This window comes from Winogradskyella marina, assembly GCF_015645385.1.
GTDB lineage: Bacteria > Bacteroidota > Bacteroidia > Flavobacteriales > Flavobacteriaceae > Winogradskyella > Winogradskyella marina.
This window is the reverse complement of the sequence record NZ_JADOET010000003.1, coordinates 78152-102873: the sequence shown is the minus strand read 5'-3', so window position 1 is coordinate 102873 and position 24722 is coordinate 78152. Positions and strand designations below refer to the sequence as shown.

Sequence of the window (24722 nt, the reverse complement as noted above, 5' to 3'; positions counted from 1 at the left end):
ATATGGGATGTTAGATGTGAAAAATAAAATGCAAAGTTAATTCATTTTGTGATATTCTCTATAGTATTTGAATTTCAAATTGCGAAGTATTCAACAAGTTTTAAACATAAAAAAAGCAGCTACACTTAGACTATGCTCAGAGATTAGCTGCTTTTTTGTTGCTATATTGAAAACTATTGCTTTACAAGTTTCCTAGTGATCTTAGAATTACCTTGTGTAATTTTTACAATATAAATTCCTTTATTTAAAGCTTGAAGATTTAAAGTGCTTGTTTTACTTATCGTATTTTTTAATACACGCTTTCCAAGAATATCAAAAATTTCGATATTAGTATCTACGTTTGATTTTAAATCTACAGTTAGATTATTTTTAACCGGATTTGGAAATAATTTTACAGAATCTATGTCAAAGTCTTCAATACTTAATTCTGAGTAGCACGTATAAGACAGGTCGTCGAACATAACCCTGTTTCCAGCACCACTATTATTATCGAAAACTACAGAAACATTATTTTCTATGTTTATATTTGGAATTGTAATTGTTTGTTCGTCGACACCATAAGCAATTGTTCCAACAAATGTTCCGTTTACATTTACATCGAATGTTCCATCACCTCCACTAAAAACACGTTTTGTTGTTACGGTTAATGATCCAATTCCTCCAGAGGTTGTAGGTAATGTTAATGCGCCATCTCTAATGGTAATCGCAGCATTATTTAAGGTTTGATCCGTTCTAGCCTCTGTTGCATTCCAAATACCACCATCGTCGCCAGTCCAAGTTACGTCAGAATAAGACCCGATGTTCGTTTCTAAATTTTCAAAAGTTTCTGTGAGGCAGTCCGAACCAATAGTTCCGTTATCAGTTGTTGTTTCACAATCTTGGTTACTAAACCCAGAAGTATTATTAGCAGCATCTTTAGCTTTTACAGTAAAACAATATTCTGTTTCAGGTGATAGTCCAGCTATTGTTGCTGTTGTATTTGTAGTGTTAGATGAAAAAGTTCCATCCATATAAACATCATAAGAAACCACTCCAATATTATCGGTTGATGCTGTCCAACTTAAAGCAATAGAATTGTCAGTTGGATTAGAAGCTACTAAATTCGTAGGGTTTGTAGGCGCTTCAGTATCTGGAGTAGGATTCCAAATCATATTTGCATATTCTGGGTGGTCAACAAATGGGTTTGCATTGCCTTGAAAATCATAAGCAGCATCATTTCTATCGCGTTCTCTTTGATCTACAGGATCTACATTGTAATGCCAATCTAATAACATATCCACTGCCCAATTTTCTAATGCTTGATTTTCAGTTCCATTAAACATATCAAAGCTGGTATAACCATCAACACCATTTTCATAACGTGTTACAAAATAAAGTATGGCTCTAGCGATATCTCCTTTAAACTCATCGATCGGCTCGAAAACTGTTCCTGAATATCCAGGTACATTACTTGATCCTAATTTAGATCCATTTAAAGATGTCCATGTTGCAGAGTCAACGGTTCCAAAAGGATGACTACTGCGTTTACCATTGGCATAACCATCACTTGGTACCACATGGAAAATGTCGTTTTTCATTGGTGAAGCGCTTCCAAAAGAACTTTGTGGTACTATATGTTCACGATTATAACAATCATTTTCAGAATTATAATTTCCACATTGGTTAGTCCCAAGGAAAAAAGAATAAGGGTCTGGTCCATTTGGGTTTTCTGTGTAATACATTAAAAGTGATCCATCATTTTCATAACCACTTTCTTCCATATTGTCAACATATACTGTTGCATAACCAGTATACAATCCACCATAACCTTGATCGTTATGACCATTGGTAATAATAGATTTTAATTCTGTTTTTAATTCAAAACCAGTTAATCCATCTGCGCTATCGTAATAATTTGAAGGAATTTGAGCAAATGTAATACTTGTAGCAAGTAAAAATAGAAGGTATAGGTGTTTCATTTGTCGTGTTTTTTTAAGTAAATTGTATAGGGTTATTTCTTTTCAAGTAATGCCATATAAAATCCGTCAAAACCAGATTTGTAGGCTAATACTTTTTTATCTTTTACAAAGGTGAATTCTTTTCCTGCTTCTGACGTCAAGAATTTTTCAACTTGTTTCTGATTTTCTGATGGCAATACAGAGCAGGTTGCATACACCATTTTTCCGCCAGACTTAACCATTTTAGAGTATTGTTCTAAAACTTCAGCTTGCGTTTGTTTAATATTCTCAATGAATTCTGGTTGGAGTTTCCATTTGGCATCTGGATTACGTCGTAAAACTCCTAATCCAGAACAAGGTGCGTCAATTAATAATCGATCGGCTTTTCCGTGTAATTTCTTAATCGGTTTTGTAGAATCTATGACTTTCATTTCAATATTATGAACCCCATTTCTACGTGCTCTAATTTTGAGTTTTTTCAATTTACTTTCGTAAATATCCATGGCAATGACTTGACCTTTGTTTTCCATTAGGGATGCCAAGTGTAATGTTTTTCCGCCTGCACCAGCACAAACATCTACGACTTTCATGCCTGGTTTTACGTCTAAATAATCGGCAACTAATTGTGAGGATGCATCTTGCACTTCAAACCAACCATTTTTAAAAGCTTCTGTAACAAAAACGTTGGCACGTTCTTTTAATTTTAATGCAGAAGGATGATTTGGTAAAACCTCAGTTTCAATATTTTCAGATTCTAACTTGAGCTGTAAATCTTTTTTAGTCGTTTTTAACGTATTGACTCTAAGAACAACATCAGCTTGCTCGTTTTGTTTGGCTATTTCTTTTGTCCATTCAGCTTCGCCTAATTCAGCCACACCTAATTCATCTATCCAATCTGGAATAGATTCGCGGAATTTTCTGATTTTAGACAACTCGTCAAAACGCCCTTTTATTTTTCGGGTTGGAGTCTCTGTAAAGTATTTCCAATCTGGTAATTTAATACCTTTTAGTGTTGCCCAAACCGCAAATAGTCTCCATAAATTATCTCTGTCGTATGGTGCTTTTACATCCGCAATTTCAGCATAAAGTCTTTGGTAACGTACGATTGTGTATACCGTTTCAGCAACAAAACCTCTGTCTCGGCTTCCCCAACGTTTATCGCGTTTTAATAATTGTTGTATGACTTTGTCTGCGTATTCACCTTCATTAAAGATAAGGTGTAAGCCGTCAATTACGGCAAAGCATAAATTTCTATGTAATCTCATTGTTTTAGTATTCAGTATGCAGTGTTAGTTTTTTAGTTGTGTACGTAAAAAACGAACGTGCAAAGGTAAGCATTTGTTTATTTGTTAGAATGAATAACTGTTATTTTGTTAAGCTTTTCTATTTTTAGGGAAAATTGAAGGGTATGAGATTATTTATCGTTTGCATTTTATTTATTGGGTTTTATTCTTGTAAAATAGAAGAACCAATAAAAGTTAGGAATATTTCTAAGGTTCAAATTGAATCTTTACTACAAGATTCAATATTGAATGTTAGGGCAATAGAAATTTCAAATAACAGGATATGGTTTGCTGGTTCGGATGGCTATACAGGTAATTGGAATTTATTAGAACTAGACTCTCTAGTGAATGGCTCTAATGTTTTTAAACGATATGAAGAGCTAACTCATAATTATGATGGAAACATTTTTAGAAATATGAATAGCGACACAACTGGTTATGAATTAAGAGGTATTAAAAAAAATGATGATGCACTTTTTACTATCACAGCTGGAAGTCCTGCTATTTTAACTAAATATAATTCTAATAATAGAGAAATAGTCTACCAAGAAAATCACCCAAAAGCCTTCTACGATTCCATGGATTTCTGGAATGACCAAGAGGGCATTGCTATTGGTGACCCAACAGAAGACTGTATGAGTATCATCATTACAAGAGATGGAGGTGAAACATGGACAAAATTATCTTGCGATGATTTACCAAAAGCCAAAGAAGGCGAAGCGGCTTTTGCAGCGAGCGATACTAATATTGCTATAGTTGGCGACCATACTTGGGTTGCGACAGGTGGAAAAGCTAGTCGAGTGATGTATTCACCAGATAGAGGAAAGACTTGGGAAGTTTATGAAACACCAATTATTCAAGGTGTAGAAACCACTGGTATATATTCTATAGATTTTTACGACGACAATATTGGATTCGCGATTGGAGGTGATTATACCAAGCCTAACGATGCATTAAGCAATAAGATTAGAACCAGCGACGGTGGAAAAACGTGGCAAGTTGTCGCTAACGGAAAAGGACCAGGTTATAGAAGTTGTGTACAATATATTCCTAATAGTCGCGGAAAAGAATTAGTCGCTGTTGGATTTAAAGGTATTGATTACAGTAATAATTCAGGTGATACTTGGAAACATTTAAGTGATGAAGGCTTTTATACCATTCGGTTTTTAAATGATTCCGTGGCTTACGCAGCAGGAAAAGGTAGAATTAGTAAATTGACTTTTAGTGAATAAAAAAAGGAAACCGTTATGGCTTCCTTTTTTGATGTTTTGTTATCGATTGCGTTTCGATCCTCCGTGACGTTTTTTGTACTCTTCAAACAACTTTTGTTTAAAGGAACGCTCAGCCTGATATAGCTTAATGATTTTTTTAGCCGGAAGAACGTCTAGCAGTTCACTAAGCATTTTTGAATGTAATTCTACTTTTTGTTTTTCAATCTTTTCCATATTCAACAACAGTGATTTAGCTTCACTTTCTGATAATTCATCAGGATTTATGGATTTACGTCTAATTGTAGATTGTTCTTTTAACTTATCTTCTGCATCTTCATTAGCATTATAGATTGGCCAAAATTTTTGAGCTTCAGCTTCAGTTAAATTCATTTGTTCTGTAATATGAGCTATTTTTAAAGCTTTAATCTTGTTTTTATCTATCCGTTGTGCAAATGCATTTGCAGAAACAAATAAAGCTAGCAGTATTAATTGTAATGTTTTACTCATGGCAATTTTATTTACAATATTGAATTCGTATTTTTTCTTTGAAAAGGTCATAATTATTATTCTAAAATGAGATCTTCTGGGTCTATATGTTCTAAATATTGATTTAGGGTTTCATCTGATATATTAACGTCAATAAAGTCTGATTCTGAAATATCATTAGAATTAAACAATGTTGCAAAATCATCATTGCTATATTCGTTTTGATATAAAAACGTTTCAATACTTGAGGTTTCTATTGTGTCGAGAGTAATAGTATCCGTATTAAACACTAAACTAAATAAGAGTACAATACTCGCTGCTATACCAGTGAGATAATATAGTGTGCGTTTTGGTTTTAATTGAATTACAGGTGGTTCTTGTTTATCTTGAAGTTGGTCTAAAACTTTACCTTCTATGGTATCAAAATAATTTTCAGGAACAGAATAACCTGACTTTTCTGAGGATTCAATAGCTTCTTTTTCATTTAAGCGTTCAAAAAAATCAGCTTCAAACGACTCAAAATAATGTTTTGGCGTCTTAAAACCTGAGGTTGTAATGTTATGTAACTTATTTTTTTTCATGTTGTCTTTCCTACTATTTCGGAAATCTTTTAATCTGTTTTCTATCAATAAGACTTCAAATTGTCTAAATGGTTTAATCTGAGGTTAAAAAGGCTTCAATTTTTTTAGCTGCAATATGATAAGAAGCTTTTAAAGCTCCTTCACTTGTGTCTAATATTTCAGCCATATCTTTATATTTTAAATCATCAAAATAGCGCATATTAAATACCAGTTGCTGTTTTTCTGGTAAGGTTACGATTGCTTTTTGTAATTTTAGTTGAATGTCATCACCTTCAAAATATACATCTGCACGCAAATTGTTAATCGCTCTTGTTTGATGCTCTTCATTGCTAATCTGTAAGCGCTTCGCATTTTTATTTATTAATGTGATTGCTTCGTTTGTAGCAATACGATATAACCAAGAAAATAATTGACTTTCGCCTTTAAATTTATCAATGCTACGATACACTTTTATGAATGTATTCTGAAGCGCATCATCTGCATCATCATGATTAATTACAATTTTACGAATATGCCAATACAAGCGTTCTTTATAGAGTTGTAATAATTCTCTATATGCGGCTTCTTTGGTTAAAGGGTTTTTTAAACGCGTTATAAACTCCGATTCGTTTATCAAGTCAATTTCTTTGTTAGTAAGACCCTGTAAAATACTAAAAGTTTAATTGGCTCTTTTTTTTATTAATTATGTGGTATTTAGTTGTTGTTGGTAGTCAGTGTTTTACGACAAATAAAATCGACAAAGAGTAAAAATAAACGACAAAATACATATTTTTCTTGTCGGATACTATTATTTATTATATGTTTGTCACAGCTTAACCTATTTGGTAGTTATCGGTTCCCCAAACCTGATAACCAAAAAAAGAAAGGATGTCTTTAAATATGCATCCTTTTTTTGTTTGTAAAACGTCGTAATTATTTGATTTTAAAGAGATATCTAACCTTTACTCAAAACTCTGCATTTCAACGAGCTTTTTATAAACTCCATTTTTAGACATAAGTTCTAAATGGGTGCCTTGTTCTGCGATTTCTCCTTTTTGCATTACTACAATTTGGTCTGCATTTTGGATGGTAGATAATCGGTGAGCAATAACAACCGATGTTCTGTTCTTCATCATATTTTCAAGCGCATCTTGTACTAATCGTTCACTTTCAGTATCTAAAGCCGAAGTGGCTTCGTCTAAAATCATAATTGGTGGATTTTTAAGCACAGCTCTTGCGATACTTAAACGTTGTTGCTGACCACCAGATAATTTACCACCTGAATCTCCAATATTAGTATCAATACCATGAGGTAAGTCTTTAACAAACTCCCAAGCGTTGGCAATTTTTAAAGCTTCAATGATTTCGTCGTCAGTAGCATTTTCTTTTCCTAAGAGAAGGTTATTTTTAATGCTATCATTAAATAGAATAGAATCTTGAGTTACTAATCCCATTAGGCTTCTAAGAGAGTATTTGGTAATGTCTTTTATGTTTTCACCATCAATAGAAATACTTCCTTCATTTACATCGTAAAACCTTGTCACAAGATTAGCAATTGTACTTTTTCCACTTCCAGACTGCCCAACTAAAGCTACGCTTTTTCCTTTTGGAACTTGAAGTGTGAAGTTTTTAAGGACTAAGTCATCGTCGTATTTAAAAGAAATATTGTCTAGTTTTATTTCTGAATTGAAATCTGTTTTTGAAATTGCGTCTACTTTATCTTCAAGAGGTGATGGTGTTTCTAAAATTTCGAGAACACGATCTGCAGCTGCATTTCCAGCTTTTACTTTGTAACTAGCTTTGCTGATGGCTTTGGCTGGAGTTAAAATTTGGTACGCTAAAGCCATATAGGTTATAAATGCACCTCCAGAAAGACTGTTCTCTATTAAAACCATACTGCCTCCGTACCATAAAAGCGCAGCAATAGTTGCGATACCTAAAAACTCACTTGCAGGTGACGCCAAATTTTGACGGTTCATTAATACATTAGAGAAATTGTAAAACCGATTTGTAGATTCTTGAAACTTGGTATTAAATCGTTTTTCGGAATTAAACCCTTTAATCACTTTCAAGCCACTCAGAGTTTCTTCTAATGTTGAAAGAAACACACCTTGCTCTGTTTGAACACGATTCGATTTTTTCTTTAGACTTTTTCCGATTCTAGAAATAATCAATCCAGCTATTGGAATAAATAGAAACACAAATATTGTAAGTTTCATTGAAATTGTAAACATTGTTACAATAGCAAAAACAATGGTTAAGGGTTCTTTTACAATGAGTTCTAGTATGGCTAATAAAGAGTTTTTTACCTCATTTACATCACCAGAAATTCGAGCAATAATATCTCCTTTTTTCTTTTCTGAATAATAAGAGATAGGTAAGGTCATTACTTTATCGTAAATTGAATTCCTGAGATCTTTTAAAACGCCATTTCTTAAAAAAGTAATGAAAAAGAGCGCTAAATAATTAAAAATATTTTTAAGTAAAAATAAACTTATGATTAAGATAATCATATAAAGTAAGGTTTGTTGAGGACCATCACTTTCGTTTGTTGTTGTTACAAAATAATTTAAATAATCTTCGCCATAAGATTTTAAATCTCTTATACCATTATATACAGGTTTTGTGTTTAATTTTTCGGTTTCACCAAACAATACATTAATCATAGGCATTAATGATACCATTGCTAATGTACTAAATAAGGCATATAGAACATTAAAAAAAACGTTGAGGTAACCATATCGTTTATACGGAACAATAAACCGAGATAACTTCTTTATATAATCCATTAATTACAAATTCAAATCCTTGAGGATAGCATCAATTCTATCTCCCAATAACTGCTCCGTTTTTGCAAATTCTGACGTATTGTCAAGGTCAGCATTTACACTTATATAGAATTTTATTTTTGGTTCTGTACCGCTTGGTCGTAGTGCTATCTTACTACCATTTTCAGTATAATAAATTAAGACATTAGATTTTGGAATATCAATAGTGGTTTCCTCCTGGGTTTGTAGATTTTTAGAAATAGACAATTGATAATCTTCAATTAACACTACTTTTTCGCCGTTGATTTCTTTTAGTGGATTTTCTCTAGCATCAACCATCATTTGCTTAATTTCTTGTGCTCCTTCAATTCCTTTTTTTGTTAAAGCAACTAAATGCTCTTTAAAGAAACCGTGTTCAATATACATATCGATTAATTCTTGGTATAAGGTTTTACCATTAGCTTTTGCCTGAGCGGCAATTTCACAAGCTAAAAGGGTAGACGTAACAGCATCTTTATCGCGTACAAAGTCGCCTACCATAAACCCAAAACTTTCTTCACCTCCACCAATAAAATTCATTGTTGGGAAGTCTTTAATCATTTTAGCAATCCACTTAAACCCAGTAAGTCCTATTTTGCACTCTACATCATAAGCATTTGCTAAAACAGACATCATTGGCGTAGAAACAATAGTAGAACCTACAAATTGATTACCATTAATTTTTCCTTCTTTTTTCCATTGTTTTAATAGAAAATTAGTCATTAATAACATGGCTTGGTTACCATTAAGAATTACTAATTCATTTTCTAAGTTTCTTACAACTACACCTAAACGATCACAGTCTGGGTCTGTACCAATAACAATATCACCATTGACTTTTTCGGCCAACTCCATGGCCATTTTTAATGCTGCAGGCTCCTCTGGATTTGGAGAAACAACCGTTGGAAAATCTCCATTAGGCACACGTTGCTCTTCAACAATATTAACATTTGTATAGCCAGCACGTTTCAAGGTTTCTGGTATCGCTGTAATGGATGTTCCGTGTAGAGAGGTAAACACAATGTTTAAATCTTGTCTCGCAGCTTCCGATGTATCAAAACTTCCATTTTTTACGGAAGCATCAATGAATACATCATCAACGTCTTTTCCTATATATTGAATTAAATCGGAATTAGCTTCAAACTTAATTTCAGAATAATCTAAGCGATTAATTTCGGCTATTACAGCGGAATCTTGTGGTGGAACTAATTGACCTCCATCTTGCCAATACACTTTATATCCATTATATTCTGGCGGATTATGAGATGCTGTTAAAACAATACCACAATGACAATTTAAATGCTTTAAGGCGAAAGATAATTCTGGTGTTGGTCTTAGTTCTTCAAATAAATAAACTTTAATGCCATTGGCAGAAAATACATCTGCAACTAGCTTTCCGAAGGTCTGGCTATTATGTCTGCAATCATATGCAATTGCAACTTTTATGTCTTCATTAGGAAAGGATTGTTTTAAATAGTTACTTAAGCCCTGTGTATTTTTTCCTAGCGTATATTTATTGATTCGGTTGGTGCCAAGTCCCATAATACCTCGCATACCACCAGTTCCAAATTCTAGATCCTTATAAAAACTCTCTTCTAATTCTTTAGGGTTAGACGCAATCATGTGCTTTATTTCCTTTTGAGAATCTTCATCAAATGTTGGTGTTAACCAAGAGTTTACGCGTTCTAAAATTTCAGGTTTAATATGTATCATGGATAAAATGGATTTATTAACAAAAATAAACAATTCAATAGATTGAGTGTGTCTTGTGGTGCAATAAAATTAGCCTAATTAAGACAAGTTCAAGTTTTCTTTTATGAAATAGCGTTGTTGCTTACGATTAGTTCGCAGAACAAGTTCGCCTAAAAATCCTGCGATAAATAATTGCGAACCAATAATCATGGTCGTTAAGGCGATGTAGAATTGCGGACGTTCTGTTATGAGTCGACCTGTTGGATTTAGAAACAATTTATCTATTCCTAAATAGGTCGCAAAACAGAATCCAATAAAAAACATAATAACACCAAGTGCACCAAATAAATGCATAGGTCTTTTTCCAAAGTGAGAAATAAACCAAATGGTTATCAAATCTAAGAAACCGTTTATAAAACGATTCATTCCAAATTTTGTGTGGCCATATTTACGTGCTTGGTGTTGTACAACTTTTTCACCAATAGAAGTAAAACCTGCATTTTTTGCCAATACAGGAATATAACGATGCATTTCACCGTAGACATCAATATGTTTCACAACAATGTTGCTGTACGCTTTTAAACCACAATTAAAATCATTTAAAATAACACCTGAAGTTCGTCTTGCTGCCCAATTAAATAATTTTGAAGGTAAATTTTTAGAAAAATAAGAATCGTAACGTTTCTTTTTCCAGCCAGAAACAAGATCATACTTATCAGCTTTTATCATTTTGAAGAGCTCTGGAATTTCTTCAGGATTATCTTGTAAATCCGCATCCATGGTGATAACAACATCACCTTCAGCTTTAGCAAAGCCAGCATGTAAAGCTTGTGATTTTCCAAAATTTTTAAGGAACTTAATGCCTTTTACATTTGGGTTAATTTCTGCTAGTTCAGTGATAATTTGCCATGACTTATCAGTACTACCATCATCTATAAAAAGAATTTCGTAAGAAAATTGATTAGGTAGCATCACAGAAACTATCCAATCGTGTAATTCTTTTAAAGATTCCTCTTCGTTAAGTAGTGGAATTACTACTGATATATCCATAGGGTTTAGGTCTAATTTCTACATTTCAAATGTAAAGAAATTATTTAAGCTTCGTGCGGATCTTTCTTTTTTGTAACAGCGGCAACAATAAGACCTATAACACTAAAACCTAAAAGTTGATAAGCAGTAGTTTTTATAGTATTTCCTATAGAGAAAAAACTCTCTTCTTTTTGAATTTGCGCCATAGCCTCATCTATAGATTGTTGTGGTGCACCAAACCTTTCCATCATCGCTAATTGATTGTCTATTATTTTTTCTTGCAATATTGTGGCAGCTTCGGCATCTACAATATTAAAAATAACGAAACCTATAACAGCAGGTATTGAGATACCTATAGCAATTGTTATAAAAAAAGCAGTAAAAGCATCTTTGAAACTAATAAAACCTCCTAAGAGTTTTTTTGCTTTTATTGAAGATACAATTCCAAAAATAATAACGAGTAGCATTTGGCCAATACCAAACCACCATTGCGTAAATAAATCAAGGTAGACAGCATAGCCGATTATAGTAAAAGATGACAGTATAAGTGCTAAATATAAGCCGTTATTAACAGCTGAAGACTTCAAAGATTTGTCCATAATATGGTTAGGTTTTTGGTTAATTAACTAGTTAGTAGTCAAAGTTACATAAATGTTACATATATTTACTAAATAAAATTTATCAAAAAGATTGTAGATTTATAAAAATTGGTTAAATTTGCACCTCGAAAAATCGAATATATTTAAAGCATTTAGTGATGAAAGCAGGAATACATCCAGAAAATTATAGAGTAGTAGCGTTTAAAGACATGTCTAACGAAGAGGTGTTTTTAACAAAATCTACAGCAGATACAAATGAAACTATCGATGTAGATGGTACTGAATATCCATTAGTGAAATTGGAGATTTCTAGAACATCTCACCCATTCTATACAGGTAAATCTAAATTAGTAGATACAGCTGGTCGTATTGATAAGTTTAAAAATAAATATGCTAAGTTTAAAAAATAAGCTTTGTATACAAGTATATAAATAGCCTTTCTGATATCAGAGAGGCTTTTTTATTTTAAGCATTTATGCTATTTTTGATATAACAATTAAGATGCATTTGAGAAGAGTAGCTTTCTAAGATACGCTTTAACTTTAAAACCGCACAATGAACTACATATTATTTGATGGTCCTTATCGCAAAAACCTGTTGCCGTTTACGTTTACAAGGCCAGTAGCAGATTTAAGAGTAGGTATTTTAACCATACGCCAAAAATGGGAATCTTATATAGAGTATACCACAACAACGGTTACTGAAGATTATTTAGCAGACAAGTTTCCTATGGTAGAAATGGAAAATAATATTATGATTAATGCGTCTTTTCTACCAAATCTCGAAGTTGTAGCAGTTGTAAAAAACCTAAAGCATAATCAAGCGTTGTTTCAAGGTGAAGACGTTATCGCCTTTTTCGTTAAAGAAGGAGAAGAGGTTAACGACTTTTCAACCTTTGAAGCCATAGAGTTTGAAGGTGAGCTATTAAAAATTGAACACACTTGGGATATTTTTGCCTTAAATGGTGAAGCCATAATTGAAGATTTTAATCTAATTACTAAGGATCGACAGTCGCAACCAATTCCCGCGACCATAAACACTATTAATCCAGAAAATATTTTTATCGAAAAAGGAGCAACTTTAAATTTTGCGACACTTAATGCAAGTTCTGGACCAATTTATATAGGAAAAGATGCTGAGGTCATGGAAGGTTCTATCGTTAGAGGCCCTTTTGCCTTATGTCATAATGCGACTTTAAAAATGGCCAGTAAAATTTATGGACCAACAACCGTTGGGCCACATAGTAAAGTAGGAGGAGAGGTTAGTAGCTCAGTGATTTTTGGATATTCAAATAAAGGACATGATGGCTTTTTAGGAAATTCTGTTTTAGGGGAATGGTGTAATTTAGGTGCAGATACTAACACCAGTAATTTAAAAAACAATTATGCCGAAGTTAGACTTTGGGATTACCAAACCGAAGGCTTTGCAAGAACCGGATTACAATTCTGCGGATTAATGATGGGAGATCATAGTAAATGTGGCATTAATACAATGTTTAATACTGGTACTGTTATTGGCGTAAGTGCTAATATTTTTGGAAGTGGTTTTCCAAGGAATTTTGTGCCAAGTTTTTCTTGGGGAGGAAGTAAAGGCTTTGTAACATATAAAACTGTGAAGGCCTTTGAAGTTGCCGAAGTTGTGATGGGAAGACGAAAAGAAGATTTTACAGAAATTGATAAAGCGATTTTAAATCATGTTTTTGAAGAAACAAAACAGTATAGAAAAGATTAATACCACTACTATTTTTAATGTGTCTTACGTTTTGATGCGTTTTACTGTTTTTAGTTTTTAAGTTCTGATTTTTTAACAGATTTCAGTTCCAGTAAATTGGTTGCGTTAATTCCTAATCCGCTTACGTTTTTTCGAGTAAACCGAACAACTTCATCATAAAACATAGGCACTATTGGTGCAGAAGCCATAATAAGAGAATCCATTTTTGTGTAAAGCTCTATCCGACGTTCGGAGTCTGTTTCTAAGTATGCCGCTTCATACATTTTATCAAATTCAGCACTCTTAAAATGGGTGTAATTAGGACCATTTGGAGCAAAGTTTTTACTGTAGTATAGTGATAAATAATTTTCTGCATCAGGATAATCGGCTATCCAACTGGCTCTAAAAAAATCTACTTGTCCATTGGCTTTGGCATCTTTTAAACTTGATGGTGGAATAACATCTACATTAACTAACAAACCTGTTTTTTGAAGTTCGCGTTGAATAAATTCACAAAAGCTTAAATAATTACTTGTTGTAGTTAGCGTAATTTCGGGATCATTAATTCCTGTTTCAGCTTTAAATTCAGAAACTAATTGTTTTGCTAATTCAGGATCGTAGGTAAAACCAATTGTATCATCATAACCAGGTAGACCTTTAGGAATAAATCCACCACTTGCAGGAATACCTATACCATTTCTCAAATACATCATCATTTTATCGCGATCAAAACCGACATTAATTGCTTTTCTCAATTTTAAAGACTGAATGGTATTAACTTTAGTTTCCATATAAAACGCTAAATATTCAGTGTTAAGATATGGACCACGAATCATATTCACATCGTCCTTATAATTGGTTTTTAACTGGCCAACTGTGGTTAAAATTTCATCTTTATAAGAGGCGTCTAATCCAGATACAAAATCGATATTACCTTGGGCAAACTGAAGAAATTCACTTTGTTTGTCTGGTAAAAACGTTATAGCAACAGCCTCGAGGTAAGGTAATTGTTGGTTTGTTGCATCTGTTTCGAAATAATGATTATTTCGTCTAAAAACTAATTTTAAATTTTCTTCCCATCGTTTAAATTTAAAAGGCCCTGTTCCAATAGGATGCGATCTAAAATCATTACCATAATGTTCAACAATTTCTTTCGGAACAACGGAACAATATTTCATGGTAAGTAACCCTAAAAATGCTGGAAATGGTTGCTTCAATTTAATTTGAAACGTTGAGTCATTTACGGCTGAAAATTTAGTCACCTTATTTAAAACCCAACTTCCTGGTGAGGCTATCGTTTCGTCTTTTAATCTATTGAAACTATATTCAAAATCTGAAGCTGTAACGTTTCTTGTGGAATCTTGTTCAAACACTTCGTGTTTATGAAAAAACACATCGTTTCTAAGGGTGAAATTATAAGTAGTTGCACTATCTGTAATTGTCCAATTTTTAGCAATAGCCGGCTTTACATTCAATTGATCATCCATCTGAACTAAACCATTAAATAATTGGTGTGTTGCCCAAATATCTGCTAAATCCTTTGAAAATGCAGGATCTAGAGAACCTATATTTTTGTGTTCGTTATATCTAAAAACAAGATGATCTGGATGTTCGTTTTCATTTGAAGTACAAGAACATACCGTGAAAATGACGACTGTAATAAGTAATCTATTGAATAAGAATGGTGTAAGTTTTAGCATATAACTTATATGTTGTAAATTTGCCAACTTGGTAAAAGTACAAGAATGAATCCAACAAAAAAAGTCGCATTTTATACATTAGGTTGTAAACTTAATTTTTCTGAAACCTCTACAATTGCTAGAAGTTTTAAGGATGAAGGTTTTGATCGTGTAGATTTTAAAGAAACGGCTGATATATATGTGATTAACACCTGTTCGGTAACCGAGAATGCGGACAAGCGTTTTAAAACTATTGTTAAGCATGCTCAAAAAAGTAACCCAGATGCTTTTGTTGCTGCTATTGGTTGTTACGCGCAATTAAAACCAGAAGAATTAGCCGATGTGAACGGAGTAGATTTGGTTTTGGGTGCAACGGAGAAATTTAAAATTACAGATTACTTAAATGACCTAACTAAAAACGATTTTGGTGAAGTGCATTCGTGTGAAATAGAAGATGCCGATTTCTACGTAGGAAGTTATTCTATTGGTGATAGAACTAGAGCATTTTTAAAAGTTCAAGACGGTTGCGATTATAAATGTACGTATTGTACAATTCCGTTAGCAAGAGGTATTTCTCGTAGTGATACAATGGTGAATGTATTACAGAATGCCAAAGAAATTTCAGAAAAAGGGATTAAGGAGATTGTGTTAACTGGAGTAAATATTGGAGACTACGGAAAAGGGGAGTTCGGGAATAAAAAGCACGAACATACCTTTTTAGATTTGGTTAAAGAGTTAGATAAAGTTGAAGGCATAGAACGCCTAAGAATTTCTTCAATTGAACCAAATTTACTGAAAAACGAAACCATAGATTTAGTGTCTAACTCTAGAGCTTTTGTACCTCATTTTCATATACCATTACAAAGTGGAAGTAATGACATCTTAAAAAAGATGAAGCGTCGCTACATGAAGGAACTGTATGTAGATAGAGTGTCTAAGATAAAAGAAGTGATGCCACACGCTTGTATTGGTGTTGATGTTATTGTTGGTTTTCCTGGTGAAACAGACGATGCTTTTCTTGAAACGTATAACTTTTTGAACGCATTAGATATTTCGTATTTACACGTGTTTCAATATTCAGAACGCGACAATACGGAAGCTGCAGAAATGCCAAATGTGGTCTCTAAAGCAAAACGTGCAAAGCGCAGTAAAATGTTAAGAGGCTTATCAGCTAAAAAACGACGTGCTTTTTATGAAAAACAATTAAACACAGAACGAACTGTATTGTTTGAAAGCGAAAACAAAGAAGGTTACATTCATGGCTTTACAGAAAATTATGTAAAAGTAAAAGCACCTTGGAATCCAGAATTAGTAAATACACTCGAAAACGTGAAATTAACTAAAATTGATGACGATGGTTTGGTTCGTTTTGAATTTCTAAAGGAATTAGCCTTAAAATAGCTTAATTTTTATATTTAATCACACGAATTTTTCTACAAATACCGTATTTCGTTTTATATTTGGTCTTATTAAATTCGTCCACATTGAATAAGATTTTAGCAGTTTGTTTTCTCATTTGTATAATTGGTATGACAACATCGTGTTCAGATGAAAGTGAACATGACATTGTTGGTGTATGGTTGTTAACTACAAGAACTGTTGATATCCCTTTTGATGTTAACCAAGATGGTGAATCTAACACAAATCTCACTAAGGAAATAGACTGTAATAAAGAGGAGACATTAACCTTTAAAAATAATGGTTCTGTTTTTTCTGGAAACGAGTTTTCTAACCCATTACAATACTACAAAGAAGACACTACCAATGTGTACAGAATTAATTCAGATTGTAATACAGAGGGAATTATAAGTTTTGCGTCAGAATATAATATTACAGATGAGGATACTATTAAAATTTCAGATAGAGTTTATGTGTTGCAACAAAATACCTTAACAACGGTTTATAAAAATGCTGTAGATATTTATAATGAAGATTTTACAGAAGTACTAGAAACTAAAGATTTAACACTTGTTTATACCAAACAATAAACTTAAAAATTAGACATAAAAAAATCCGAAACATATTACGTTTCGGATTTTTTTATATTGTCTAATATCTAACATCTAGAGTTATATACGAATACCTACAGGAAGCATACGCTTATATTTTCTGTTTCGTCTTACAAATTTTGCGATTTCAGGACTTGTTGGTACCACACTAATGTTTCGTTCTTTAATATTTGCAAAGACTAAATCAATAAAATCTTGTTCAAATTCATCAGACCTTATCGTGTCAGGAATAACCATTTTGGTTAAGAATATCTTTCGTTCTTGCAAAGAATACTCAATAATAGCCATGTCGTTTTCAACCTTTAATTCAAATTGACGCAGGAAGTCATTGTCAGTCAGTTCAGCAGTTTCTGTCATAATTTCTTTATATTAAATTCAGCGGTTGGCGGTGTAGATACTATATTTTATATAGTTTTGCTGTGCAAAGGTAAGTAAAATCAACGAAAGTTTTGCCTTGTCGAGGTTAAAAACCTAGAATTGTAGTTAATTAAGACGTTCAAAATAAAAGTTTTAAGACCAATGAGTGACCAATTGATACATGTTTATTTGATGCCAGGAATGGCTGCAAATCCATCCATATTTGAACATATAAAATTGCCAGAAGATCACTTTCAAATTCATTGGTTAGAGTGGCAAATACCTAATAAAACCGAAACATTAGAGCAATATGCAAAACGGATGTGTCAATGTATTACACACAATAATATAGTTTTGCTCGGTGTATCTTTTGGTGGTATTTTGGTTCAGGAAATGAGCAAGTTTTTAAGCCTCAAGAAATTAATAGTTGTTTCTAGTGTTAAATCGCATCACGAGCTGCCAAAACGATTAAAATTGTTGAAAATAACCAAAGCTTATAAGATTTTGCCAACGTCTTTATTAGGAAATATAGATTTATTAGCTAAATATGCTTTTGGTGAAACTATAAAAAAGCGAGTGGATCTCTATAAGAAGTACCTTTCTGTGAGTGATAAAACCTATTTAGATTGGTCTATAAAACAGGTAGTGTGTTGGGAGCAAGAGAATCCGCATCCTAATGCAATTTATATTCATGGTGATAATGATATGATTTTTACACATTCTTGTGGTGGAGACTGTATTGTAATTAAAGGCGGAACACATATTATGATTATTAATAAATATAAATGGTTTAACGAAAATTTACCAAAACTAATTTTGGATTGAGTTTGAATCCTGTTGTAAGATTGATTACATTTATAAAAAAGAAAACTAATAAAAAGTGCGTACTCTAAAGCATTGTTAATCTGAGCGATGATTGATAATAGTTAAGTCACGACATTCAAATAAATATAAAGACATGAAAATTATAAAAAATAGCTTAGCATTATTAGGTGTAGTCGGCATATCAGGCTTGTTTATTTTCTCTATGCAAAAGTCACCTGATGAAACAGCAGTACAAGATAATTTAATAGGAACAGAAGATCCTATTGTAAATAATTATAATGTTTACGCATTAGAAATGCCTGAGAATTTAAACTTTGCAGGTGAAGCCGTTCCTATTGAAGATCCTGATATTTACGAGCGTATGGATAGAGAATTATTGGTTAATACCTATTGGCAATCTAACGGTTTATTAATGTTTAAACGTGCTCAAAAATTTTTCCCAATTATAGAGCCAATTTTGAAGAAAAATGGAGTCCCAGATGATTTTAAATATTTGGCAGTCATTGAAAGTGGATTAATTCAAACAGCAAAATCACCAGCAGGAGCAAGTGGAATCTGGCAAATAATGCCTGCAACAGGTCGCGAAAATGGATTAGAAGTAAACTCTAATGTAGATGAACGTTACAATTTAGAATTGGCTACAGAAGTCGCGTGCGATTATTTAAAAAAGGCAAAAGAAAACTTAGGAACATGGACCAAAGCTGCTGCTGCTTATAATGCCGGAAATGCAGGGATTTCAAGACGATTAAAAGCGCAAGATGTTACTGGTTATTACGATTTATTATTAGGCGAAGAAACAGGTAGATATGTGCTTAGGATTGTAGCGTTAAAAGAAATTTTATCTCATCCTGAGAAATATGGTTTTAATTTCAACAAAACACACTTGTATAAAGCCGTGCCAACTTTTAAAGTGGACGTAGATACTGCTGTGGTTGATTTTGCGAATTTTGCAAAGCAATTTGATATTAACTATAAAATATTAAAACTTCATAACCCATGGTTAAGAGAGCCACATTTAAATAACAGATCGAGAAAGTTATATAAAATAGAAATACCAGAAAAAGGCTATTATAGTACTAACACCACACCATAAATACATTGGATTTTGTAAAAGACCATACTTGGCAAATTTTAATTGTCTTAAACTACGCAATTGCCTTATCTGCCGTAGTAACAATTCTGTTTAAAAAACTAAATCCAACCAAAGCCTTAAGTTATATTATTGGGCTGTTAGCATTACCTTTTGTGGGTATAATAGTCTATTATCTTTTTGGTCAAGAATACAGAAAAACAAAAATATTTTCTAGAAAACACGTTTTAAATCAATCTATTGTTAAGAAAATTCAAGATGCGTTAGAGCTCAATACCAAAGCGATTAACGAAGTAGATGATTTACTCGATCAAAAGTCGAAACTGATTCCGTTGTTATATAATAACGAAAAGTCAAAACTTACCATAAATAATGATGTAAGACTTATTAAAAATGGCGACGAAAAATTTAAACTCTTATTTAAAGATATACAGGAAGCTAAGAACCACATACACCTTGAATATTTTGTAATAAAGGATGATAAAATTGGAACAGAACTTCTCAACTTATTATGTAAAAAAGCAAAGGAAGGTCTCGAAATTAGAATCGTTATTGATGATGTTGGAAGTTCTATATCATCTAAAATGAAGCGTAAGCTAAACGATTGTGGAGTTGAAATGCATGCCTTTATGCCAGTCCGATTTTCTAATTCAACTGGAAAAATGAATTATCGAGACCATCGAAAAATTGTTGTGATTGATGGAAAGATAGGCTATGTTGGTGGTGTTAATGTTTCGGATCAGTATGTTAATGCAAACAACGATAGATATTGGAGAGATACACATATTAGAATAGTTGGTGAAGCTGTTAAGCCTTTACAAATATTGTTTTTTACAACATGGGACTTTGTAAGTGATTCCGAAATACAAATTTCTAAAACCTATTTCCCTGAGCATCATTGTAAAGCAACAGTACCGCTTCAAATTGCAGCAAGTGGACCAGATACAGATTGGTCTAATATAATGGAAGCAATTTTTGTAGCGATTACCAATGCTGAAGATTATGTCTATATTACAACGCCATATTTTATTCCTAATAGCGAAGTAATTACGGCACTTCAAGTTGTTGCAAGAAGTAATATTGAAGTTAAGCTAATTGTTCCTAAAAATTCAGATTCTTGGATTGCAGAATACGCAACTAACTCTTATTTACAAATGCTTTTAGAAGCTGGAGTTGAGGTGTATCAATATACCAAAGGATTTATTCATGCAAAAACGATGGTAGTTGATGGTGTGTTTAGCACAGTAGGAACAACCAACATGGATTACAGAAGCTTCAATATTAATTTTGAAGTCAACGCTTTAATTTATGATAAAAAAATTAGTAATGAACTTACTCAATTCTTTACAGATGATTTAAAACACTGCGAAAAGTTAGAACTAGAATCTTGGAAAAAACGTTCTAAACGTACCAAACTTATTGAAGCTACTGCGCGCTTAATGGCACCTTTATTATAAAAAAACTACCTTCTACTTCTGCGGTTTTGTCTTGCAGATGTTGGCTGACCGTATTGTTGCTTCGGAATTGAAGCTTTCTTCATTTGCTGCTTCATCATCTTAATCTGATCGGTAAGCATATCTCTTTTGTCTAATTTTTGTGCTTCGGCTAAAAGTTTTTGAGCTTCAGGTTTTCTGCGTTTAGAAAAAGCTATTCCAGCTAAGTTTAATTTTGCCATAGCTAAATCATGATCCATTGACAGACCTAAACTAATCGCTTTTTTGAAATACCCTTCAGCTTCATTCATATTGGTTTGAGAAACCATAATACCATTAAGGTAATTTAAATACCCTTGTTGTTTTTTTACTAAAGCTGCTTCAGGATTTTTAATTTTATCTAACCATTTTTTAGCACCAACAAAATCTTGCTTTCTCAGCTTTAAAAAGGCGAGTAAAATCAACTCATTTTTAAAATAAAGAAAAATGAAGATCGTAGAAAGCAATAGGTACATGATGCCGTTACCAATGTAACCTTCAGTAAATTGATAGATACCAAAACCTATAATTAATGCGGCGATGACTAGTTTTAGATTTTTATTAAACATATATATGTGTTTTATGTGTATTTTTGCAGAGCGCAAAGATAATAAAATCTAAGAGTTAAAATTCTATACAAAATTTTTCTTTTGCTTCTTGCTAAAGTAAAAACTTGTTGTATATTTGCACGCAGTTTTGAGAGAGGTCTCAATTTTCAGAAAAGATTATTAGTTTATTAAAAATATAAGACAATGCCAAAAAGAACGTTTCAACCGTCAAAGAGAAAAAGAAAAAACAAGCACGGTTTCAGAGAAAGAATGGCTTCTGTTAACGGAAGAAAAGTTTTAGCACGTAGAAGAGCTAAAGGAAGAAAGAAATTGTCTGTATCTACAGAAGCAAGACATAAAAAATAATGATTAACAATTGTTAATATATTAGGGCGTTACTTAGGTGTAACGCCTTTTTTTGTATCCTATTCTTAACTATTTTTGCACAGCCAAATTAATAACGTTTATTTTATTTCAATATTAAACACTCAATAACATGCCTAAAAATAACAACATAAAATCAGTTTTACTAATCGGTTCAGGTCCTATCATTATTGGGCAAGCTTGTGAATTTGACTATTCAGGGTCCCAAGCATTGCGATCACTTAGAGAAGATGGAATCGAAACAATTCTTATAAATTCTAACCCAGCAACAATTATGACTGATCCTACAATGGCAGATCATGTGTATTTGTTGCCTTTAACAACAAAATCATTAATTCAGATTTTAAAAGAACACCCACAAATTGACGCTGTACTTCCAACAATGGGAGGACAAACAGCTTTAAATCTTTGTATTGAAGCGGATGAAAAAGGCATTTGGAAAGATTTTGGAGTAGAAATTATAGGTGTAGATATTGATGCGATTAATATTACTGAAGATAGAGAGCAATTTAGAGAACTTATGCTTAAAATTGGTGTTGGTATGGCACCTCAAGCAACGGCGACGTCTTATTTAAAAGGAAAGGAAATTGCACAAGAATTCGGTTTTCCTTTGGTTATTAGAGCCTCATATACTTTAGGTGGAGAAGGTGCTTCTTTTGTTTTTAAAGAAGAAGATTTTGATGAAATGCTAACACGCGGTTTGGAGGTGTCTCCAATTCACGAAGTCATGATTGATAAAGCATTAATTGGCTGGAAAGAGTACGAATTAGAATTACTTAGAGATAAAAACGACAATGTGGTTATTATCTGTACCATTGAAAATATGGATCCTATGGGAATTCATACAGGTGATTCTATCACACTAGCACCTGCAATGACATTGTCTGATAAAACCTTTCAGAAAATGCGAGATATGGCCATTCACATGATGCGTAGTATCGGAGATTTTGCTGGTGGTTGTAATGTGCAGTTTGCTGTGAGTCCAGATGATGAAGAGGAAATTATAGCGATTGAAATTAATCCAAGAGTATCGCGTTCTTCGGCATTGGCTAGTAAAGCAACAGGATATCCTATTGCAAAAATTGCTGCCAAATTAGCGATCGGTTATAATTTAGATGAATTAGATAACCAGATTACAAAATCGACATCAGCATTATTTGAGCCAACATTAGATTACGTGGTGGTTAAGATTCCACGTTGGAATTTTGATAAATTCGAAGGTTCAGATCGTACCTTAGGCTTACAGATGAAAGCCGTAGGTGAAGTGATGTCTATTGGACGTTCATTTCAGGAAGCATTGCACAAAGCCACACAATCTTTAGAAATTAAACGAAATGGTTTAGGTGCAGATGGAAAAGGTTATAAAGATTACGATACTATTATCGAAAAATTAACGCATGCAAGTTGGGATCGTGTCTTTGTGATTTATGATGCCGTTGCTATGGGAATTCCGTTAAGCCGTATTCATGAAATCACTAAGATTGATATGTGGTTTTTAAAGCAATATGAAGAGTTATTTCAAATTGAAAGAGAAATTTCTACGTTCACCGTAGATACTATTGATCGCGAATTGTTACTCGAAGCGAAGCAAAAAGGGTATGGTGACCGTCAAATAGCACATATGTTAGGGTGTTTAGAAAGTGAAGTTCATAAAAAACGAATGGATCTTAATATCAACCGTGTGTTTAAATTAGTTGATACTTGTGCCGCTGAATTTAAGGCGCAAACACCTTATTATTATTCAACGTTTGAAAGTGAAGTAGAAACACCAGATGGAAAGACGTATGTTCAAAACGAAAGTATCGTTTCAGACAAAAAGAAAATTATTGTTTTAGGTTCTGGTCCAAATAGAATTGGTCAAGGTATTGAGTTCGATTATTGTTGTGTGCATGGTGTGTTAGCAGCTGCCGAATGTGGTTACGAAACCATTATGATTAACTGTAATCCTGAAACGGTTTCAACCGATTTTGATATTGCAGATAAACTCTATTTTGAACCTGTTTTCTGGGAACATATTTATGATATTATTCAACATGAAAAACCAGAAGGAGTTATTGTTCAATTAGGTGGGCAAACGGCTTTAAAATTGGCTGAGAAACTCGAAAAATGGGGAGTTAAGATTATGGGAACTAGCTTTAAATCTTTAGATTTAGCTGAAGATAGAGGTAGTTTTTCAAACATATTGAAAAAACATAATATTCCTTATCCACAGTTTGATGTTGCTGAATCTGCTGATGAAGCTTTAGCGATTGCGGATGTGTTAGATTTTCCAATATTAGTGAGACCTTCTTATGTTTTAGGAGGTCAAGGGATGAAAATTGTAATAAACAAACAAGAATTAGAGTCTCATGTTATTGATTTATTAAAATCTATTCCAGGCAATAAATTATTGTTAGACCATTATTTAGATGGTGCTATAGAAGCAGAAGCTGATGCAATTTGTGATGCAGATGGTAATGTTTATATCATTGGAATTATGGAGCATATTGAGCCTTGTGGTATTCACTCTGGCGATAGTAATGCATTATTACCTGCTTTTAACCTTGGAGATTTAGTGATGCAGCAAATTATAGATCACACACATACTATTGCACGAGCATTAGATACGGTTGGTTTAATTAATATTCAATTTGCAATAAAAGATGATGTTGTTTATATTATTGAAGCCAATCCAAGAGCATCGCGTACAGTGCCTTTTATTGCAAAAGCTTATAAAGAACCTTATGTAAACTATGCGACAAAAGTAATGTTAGGTGAGAAAAAAGTGACTGACTTTGATTTTAATCCGCAATTAGAAGGCTATGCGATTAAACAACCGGTATTTTCATTTAATAAATTCCCTAATGTGAATAAACAACTAGGTCCAGAAATGAAGAGTACAGGTGAAAGTATCTTATTTATAGATAATTTAAAGGATGATCAGTTCTACGATTTATATGCACGAAGAAAAATGTATTTAAGTAAATAATTGGCATAGTTTTCGATGAAGTGTAAGTGTTATTCACTAATAATTACTAACTTAGCATTAATTAATGCCCTACTTA

General features: G+C 32.8%; 22 protein-coding genes. 10 read left to right on the top strand and 12 right to left on the bottom strand.

Going from position 1 to position 24722, the window contains the following annotated elements; genetic code table 11:
* Positions 1-173: 173 nt before the first annotated feature.
* On the bottom strand, positions 174-1958 hold the full coding sequence (locus ITJ86_RS05530) for an endonuclease (protein WP_195870624.1): 1785 nt from the start codon (positions 1956-1958) through the stop codon (positions 174-176).
* A 32-nt stretch (positions 1959-1990) separates the two neighbouring features.
* Positions 1991-3202 carry an RsmB/NOP family class I SAM-dependent RNA methyltransferase gene (locus ITJ86_RS05525; RefSeq protein WP_195870623.1) on the bottom strand — a complete coding sequence of 404 codons (1212 nt, stop codon included), beginning with the start codon at positions 3200-3202 and terminating at the stop codon, positions 1991-1993.
* A 143-nt stretch (positions 3203-3345) separates the two neighbouring features.
* On the opposite strand from ITJ86_RS05525, the gene ITJ86_RS05520 reads away from it, so the two are divergent.
* Complete coding sequence (locus ITJ86_RS05520; RefSeq protein ID WP_195870622.1) at positions 3346-4452, top strand: WD40/YVTN/BNR-like repeat-containing protein; 1107 nt, start codon at positions 3346-3348, stop codon at positions 4450-4452.
* Between the two features lie 39 nt (positions 4453-4491).
* On the opposite strand, the gene ITJ86_RS05515 is transcribed toward ITJ86_RS05520, so the two are convergent.
* From ITJ86_RS05515 to ITJ86_RS05485, 7 genes are all read right to left on the bottom strand, one after another.
* Entirely contained in the window at positions 4492-4989 is a 498-nt protein-coding gene (locus tag ITJ86_RS05515) for a sensor of ECF-type sigma factor (RefSeq protein ID WP_195870621.1), read from the bottom strand.
* Positions 4990-4994: 5 nt separating this feature from the next.
* Positions 4995-5498, bottom strand: coding sequence for a hypothetical protein (locus ITJ86_RS05510; protein ID WP_195870620.1), 504 nt, complete (start codon positions 5496-5498; stop codon positions 4995-4997).
* Between the two features lie 73 nt (positions 5499-5571).
* A complete protein-coding gene (locus tag ITJ86_RS05505; protein ID WP_195870619.1) occupies positions 5572-6114 on the bottom strand; it encodes an RNA polymerase sigma factor in 543 nt (180 codons plus the stop codon).
* Positions 6115-6439: 325 nt separating this feature from the next.
* Positions 6440-8266 carry an ABC transporter ATP-binding protein gene (locus ITJ86_RS05500; protein WP_195870618.1) on the bottom strand — a complete coding sequence of 609 codons (1827 nt, stop codon included), beginning with the start codon at positions 8264-8266 and terminating at the stop codon, positions 6440-6442.
* A 3-nt stretch (positions 8267-8269) separates the two neighbouring features.
* Positions 8270-9997, bottom strand: a complete 1728-nt coding sequence (locus ITJ86_RS05495; protein ID WP_195870617.1) for a phospho-sugar mutase — start codon at positions 9995-9997, stop codon at positions 8270-8272.
* A 78-nt stretch (positions 9998-10075) separates the two neighbouring features.
* On the bottom strand, positions 10076-11026 hold the full coding sequence (locus ITJ86_RS05490) for a glycosyltransferase family 2 protein (protein ID WP_195870616.1): 951 nt from the start codon (positions 11024-11026) through the stop codon (positions 10076-10078).
* A 44-nt stretch (positions 11027-11070) separates the two neighbouring features.
* Entirely contained in the window at positions 11071-11604 is a 534-nt protein-coding gene (locus ITJ86_RS05485; protein WP_195870615.1) for a DUF4199 domain-containing protein, read from the bottom strand.
* 158 nt (positions 11605-11762) lie between these two features.
* Between ITJ86_RS05485 and ITJ86_RS05480 the strand changes: the two genes are divergently transcribed.
* Both ITJ86_RS05480 and ITJ86_RS05475 read left to right on the top strand, forming a co-directional pair.
* Positions 11763-12014 (top strand): type B 50S ribosomal protein L31, encoded by a 252-nt coding sequence (locus ITJ86_RS05480; RefSeq protein WP_173280421.1) that lies wholly within the window; start codon positions 11763-11765, stop codon positions 12012-12014.
* 145 nt (positions 12015-12159) lie between these two features.
* Positions 12160-13335 (top strand): GlmU family protein, encoded by a 1176-nt coding sequence (locus ITJ86_RS05475; RefSeq protein ID WP_195870614.1) that lies wholly within the window; start codon positions 12160-12162, stop codon positions 13333-13335.
* A gap of 50 nt (positions 13336-13385) precedes the next feature.
* Here the strand turns inward: ITJ86_RS05475 and ITJ86_RS05470 are convergent, their stop codons facing one another.
* Positions 13386-15014: an ABC transporter substrate-binding protein gene (locus ITJ86_RS05470; RefSeq protein WP_195870613.1), complete on the bottom strand. Its 1629-nt coding sequence runs from the start codon at positions 15012-15014 to the stop codon at positions 13386-13388.
* A gap of 45 nt (positions 15015-15059) precedes the next feature.
* Between ITJ86_RS05470 and mtaB the strand changes: the two genes are divergently transcribed.
* Both mtaB and ITJ86_RS05460 read left to right on the top strand, forming a co-directional pair.
* Positions 15060-16394 carry a tRNA (N(6)-L-threonylcarbamoyladenosine(37)-C(2))-methylthiotransferase MtaB gene (mtaB, locus tag ITJ86_RS05465; RefSeq protein ID WP_195870612.1) on the top strand — a complete coding sequence of 445 codons (1335 nt, stop codon included), beginning with the start codon at positions 15060-15062 and terminating at the stop codon, positions 16392-16394.
* 83 nt (positions 16395-16477) lie between these two features.
* Positions 16478-16981, top strand: coding sequence for a hypothetical protein (locus ITJ86_RS05460; RefSeq protein ID WP_195870611.1), 504 nt, complete (start codon positions 16478-16480; stop codon positions 16979-16981).
* 81 nt (positions 16982-17062) lie between these two features.
* Here ITJ86_RS05460 and ITJ86_RS05455 read toward each other — a convergent pair whose 3' ends face one another.
* Complete coding sequence (locus ITJ86_RS05455) at positions 17063-17359, bottom strand: N-acetyltransferase (protein ID WP_195870610.1); 297 nt, start codon at positions 17357-17359, stop codon at positions 17063-17065.
* Positions 17360-17521: 162 nt separating this feature from the next.
* Here ITJ86_RS05455 and ITJ86_RS05450 point away from each other — a divergent pair, with 162 nt between their 5' ends.
* From ITJ86_RS05450 to cls, 3 genes are all read left to right on the top strand, one after another.
* Positions 17522-18184: an alpha/beta hydrolase gene (locus ITJ86_RS05450; protein ID WP_195870609.1), complete on the top strand. Its 663-nt coding sequence runs from the start codon at positions 17522-17524 to the stop codon at positions 18182-18184.
* 133 nt (positions 18185-18317) lie between these two features.
* Positions 18318-19277 carry a lytic transglycosylase domain-containing protein gene (locus ITJ86_RS05445; RefSeq protein WP_195870608.1) on the top strand — a complete coding sequence of 320 codons (960 nt, stop codon included), beginning with the start codon at positions 18318-18320 and terminating at the stop codon, positions 19275-19277.
* Positions 19278-19282: 5 nt separating this feature from the next.
* Positions 19283-20731, top strand: a complete 1449-nt coding sequence (gene cls / locus ITJ86_RS05440) for a cardiolipin synthase (protein ID WP_195870607.1) — start codon at positions 19283-19285, stop codon at positions 20729-20731.
* 5 nt (positions 20732-20736) lie between these two features.
* Here the strand turns inward: cls and ITJ86_RS05435 are convergent, their stop codons facing one another.
* A complete protein-coding gene (locus ITJ86_RS05435; RefSeq protein WP_195870606.1) occupies positions 20737-21315 on the bottom strand; it encodes a tetratricopeptide repeat protein in 579 nt (192 codons plus the stop codon).
* Between the two features lie 183 nt (positions 21316-21498).
* On the opposite strand from ITJ86_RS05435, the gene rpmH reads away from it, so the two are divergent.
* Positions 21499-21660, top strand: a complete 162-nt coding sequence (gene rpmH, locus ITJ86_RS05430) for a 50S ribosomal protein L34 (RefSeq protein ID WP_195870605.1) — start codon at positions 21499-21501, stop codon at positions 21658-21660.
* Between the two features lie 130 nt (positions 21661-21790).
* Positions 21791-24646: a carbamoyl-phosphate synthase large subunit gene (gene carB, locus ITJ86_RS05425; protein ID WP_195870604.1), complete on the top strand. Its 2856-nt coding sequence runs from the start codon at positions 21791-21793 to the stop codon at positions 24644-24646.
* Positions 24647-24722 lie beyond the last annotated feature (76 nt).

Bases quoted from the DNA above. Each gene is read 5' to 3' on its own strand.
- ITJ86_RS05530 (WP_195870624.1), bottom strand. From the start codon at position 1,958: ATGAAACACCTATACCTTCTATTTTTACTTGCTACAAGTATTACATTT.
- ITJ86_RS05525 (WP_195870623.1), bottom strand. From the start codon at position 3,202: ATGAGATTACATAGAAATTTATGCTTTGCCGTAATTGACGGCTTACAC.
- ITJ86_RS05520 (WP_195870622.1), top strand. From the start codon at position 3,346: ATGAGATTATTTATCGTTTGCATTTTATTTATTGGGTTTTATTCTTGT.
- ITJ86_RS05515 (WP_195870621.1), bottom strand. From the start codon at position 4,989: ATGACCTTTTCAAAGAAAAAATACGAATTCAATATTGTAAATAAAATT.
- ITJ86_RS05510 (WP_195870620.1), bottom strand. From the start codon at position 5,498: ATGAAAAAAAATAAGTTACATAACATTACAACCTCAGGTTTTAAGACG.
- ITJ86_RS05500 (WP_195870618.1), bottom strand. From the start codon at position 8,266: ATGGATTATATAAAGAAGTTATCTCGGTTTATTGTTCCGTATAAACGA.
- ITJ86_RS05495 (WP_195870617.1), bottom strand. From the start codon at position 9,997: ATGATACATATTAAACCTGAAATTTTAGAACGCGTAAACTCTTGGTTA.
- ITJ86_RS05490 (WP_195870616.1), bottom strand. From the start codon at position 11,026: ATGGATATATCAGTAGTAATTCCACTACTTAACGAAGAGGAATCTTTA.
- ITJ86_RS05485 (WP_195870615.1), bottom strand. From the start codon at position 11,604: ATGGACAAATCTTTGAAGTCTTCAGCTGTTAATAACGGCTTATATTTA.
- ITJ86_RS05480 (WP_173280421.1), top strand. From the start codon at position 11,763: ATGAAAGCAGGAATACATCCAGAAAATTATAGAGTAGTAGCGTTTAAA.
- ITJ86_RS05475 (WP_195870614.1), top strand. From the start codon at position 12,160: ATGAACTACATATTATTTGATGGTCCTTATCGCAAAAACCTGTTGCCG.
- ITJ86_RS05470 (WP_195870613.1), bottom strand. From the start codon at position 15,014: ATGCTAAAACTTACACCATTCTTATTCAATAGATTACTTATTACAGTC.
- mtaB (WP_195870612.1), top strand. From the start codon at position 15,060: ATGAATCCAACAAAAAAAGTCGCATTTTATACATTAGGTTGTAAACTT.
- ITJ86_RS05455 (WP_195870610.1), bottom strand. From the start codon at position 17,359: ATGACAGAAACTGCTGAACTGACTGACAATGACTTCCTGCGTCAATTT.
- ITJ86_RS05450 (WP_195870609.1), top strand. From the start codon at position 17,522: ATGAGTGACCAATTGATACATGTTTATTTGATGCCAGGAATGGCTGCA.
- ITJ86_RS05445 (WP_195870608.1), top strand. From the start codon at position 18,318: ATGAAAATTATAAAAAATAGCTTAGCATTATTAGGTGTAGTCGGCATA.
- ITJ86_RS05435 (WP_195870606.1), bottom strand. From the start codon at position 21,315: ATGTTTAATAAAAATCTAAAACTAGTCATCGCCGCATTAATTATAGGT.
- rpmH (WP_195870605.1), top strand. From the start codon at position 21,499: ATGCCAAAAAGAACGTTTCAACCGTCAAAGAGAAAAAGAAAAAACAAG.
- carB (WP_195870604.1), top strand. From the start codon at position 21,791: ATGCCTAAAAATAACAACATAAAATCAGTTTTACTAATCGGTTCAGGT.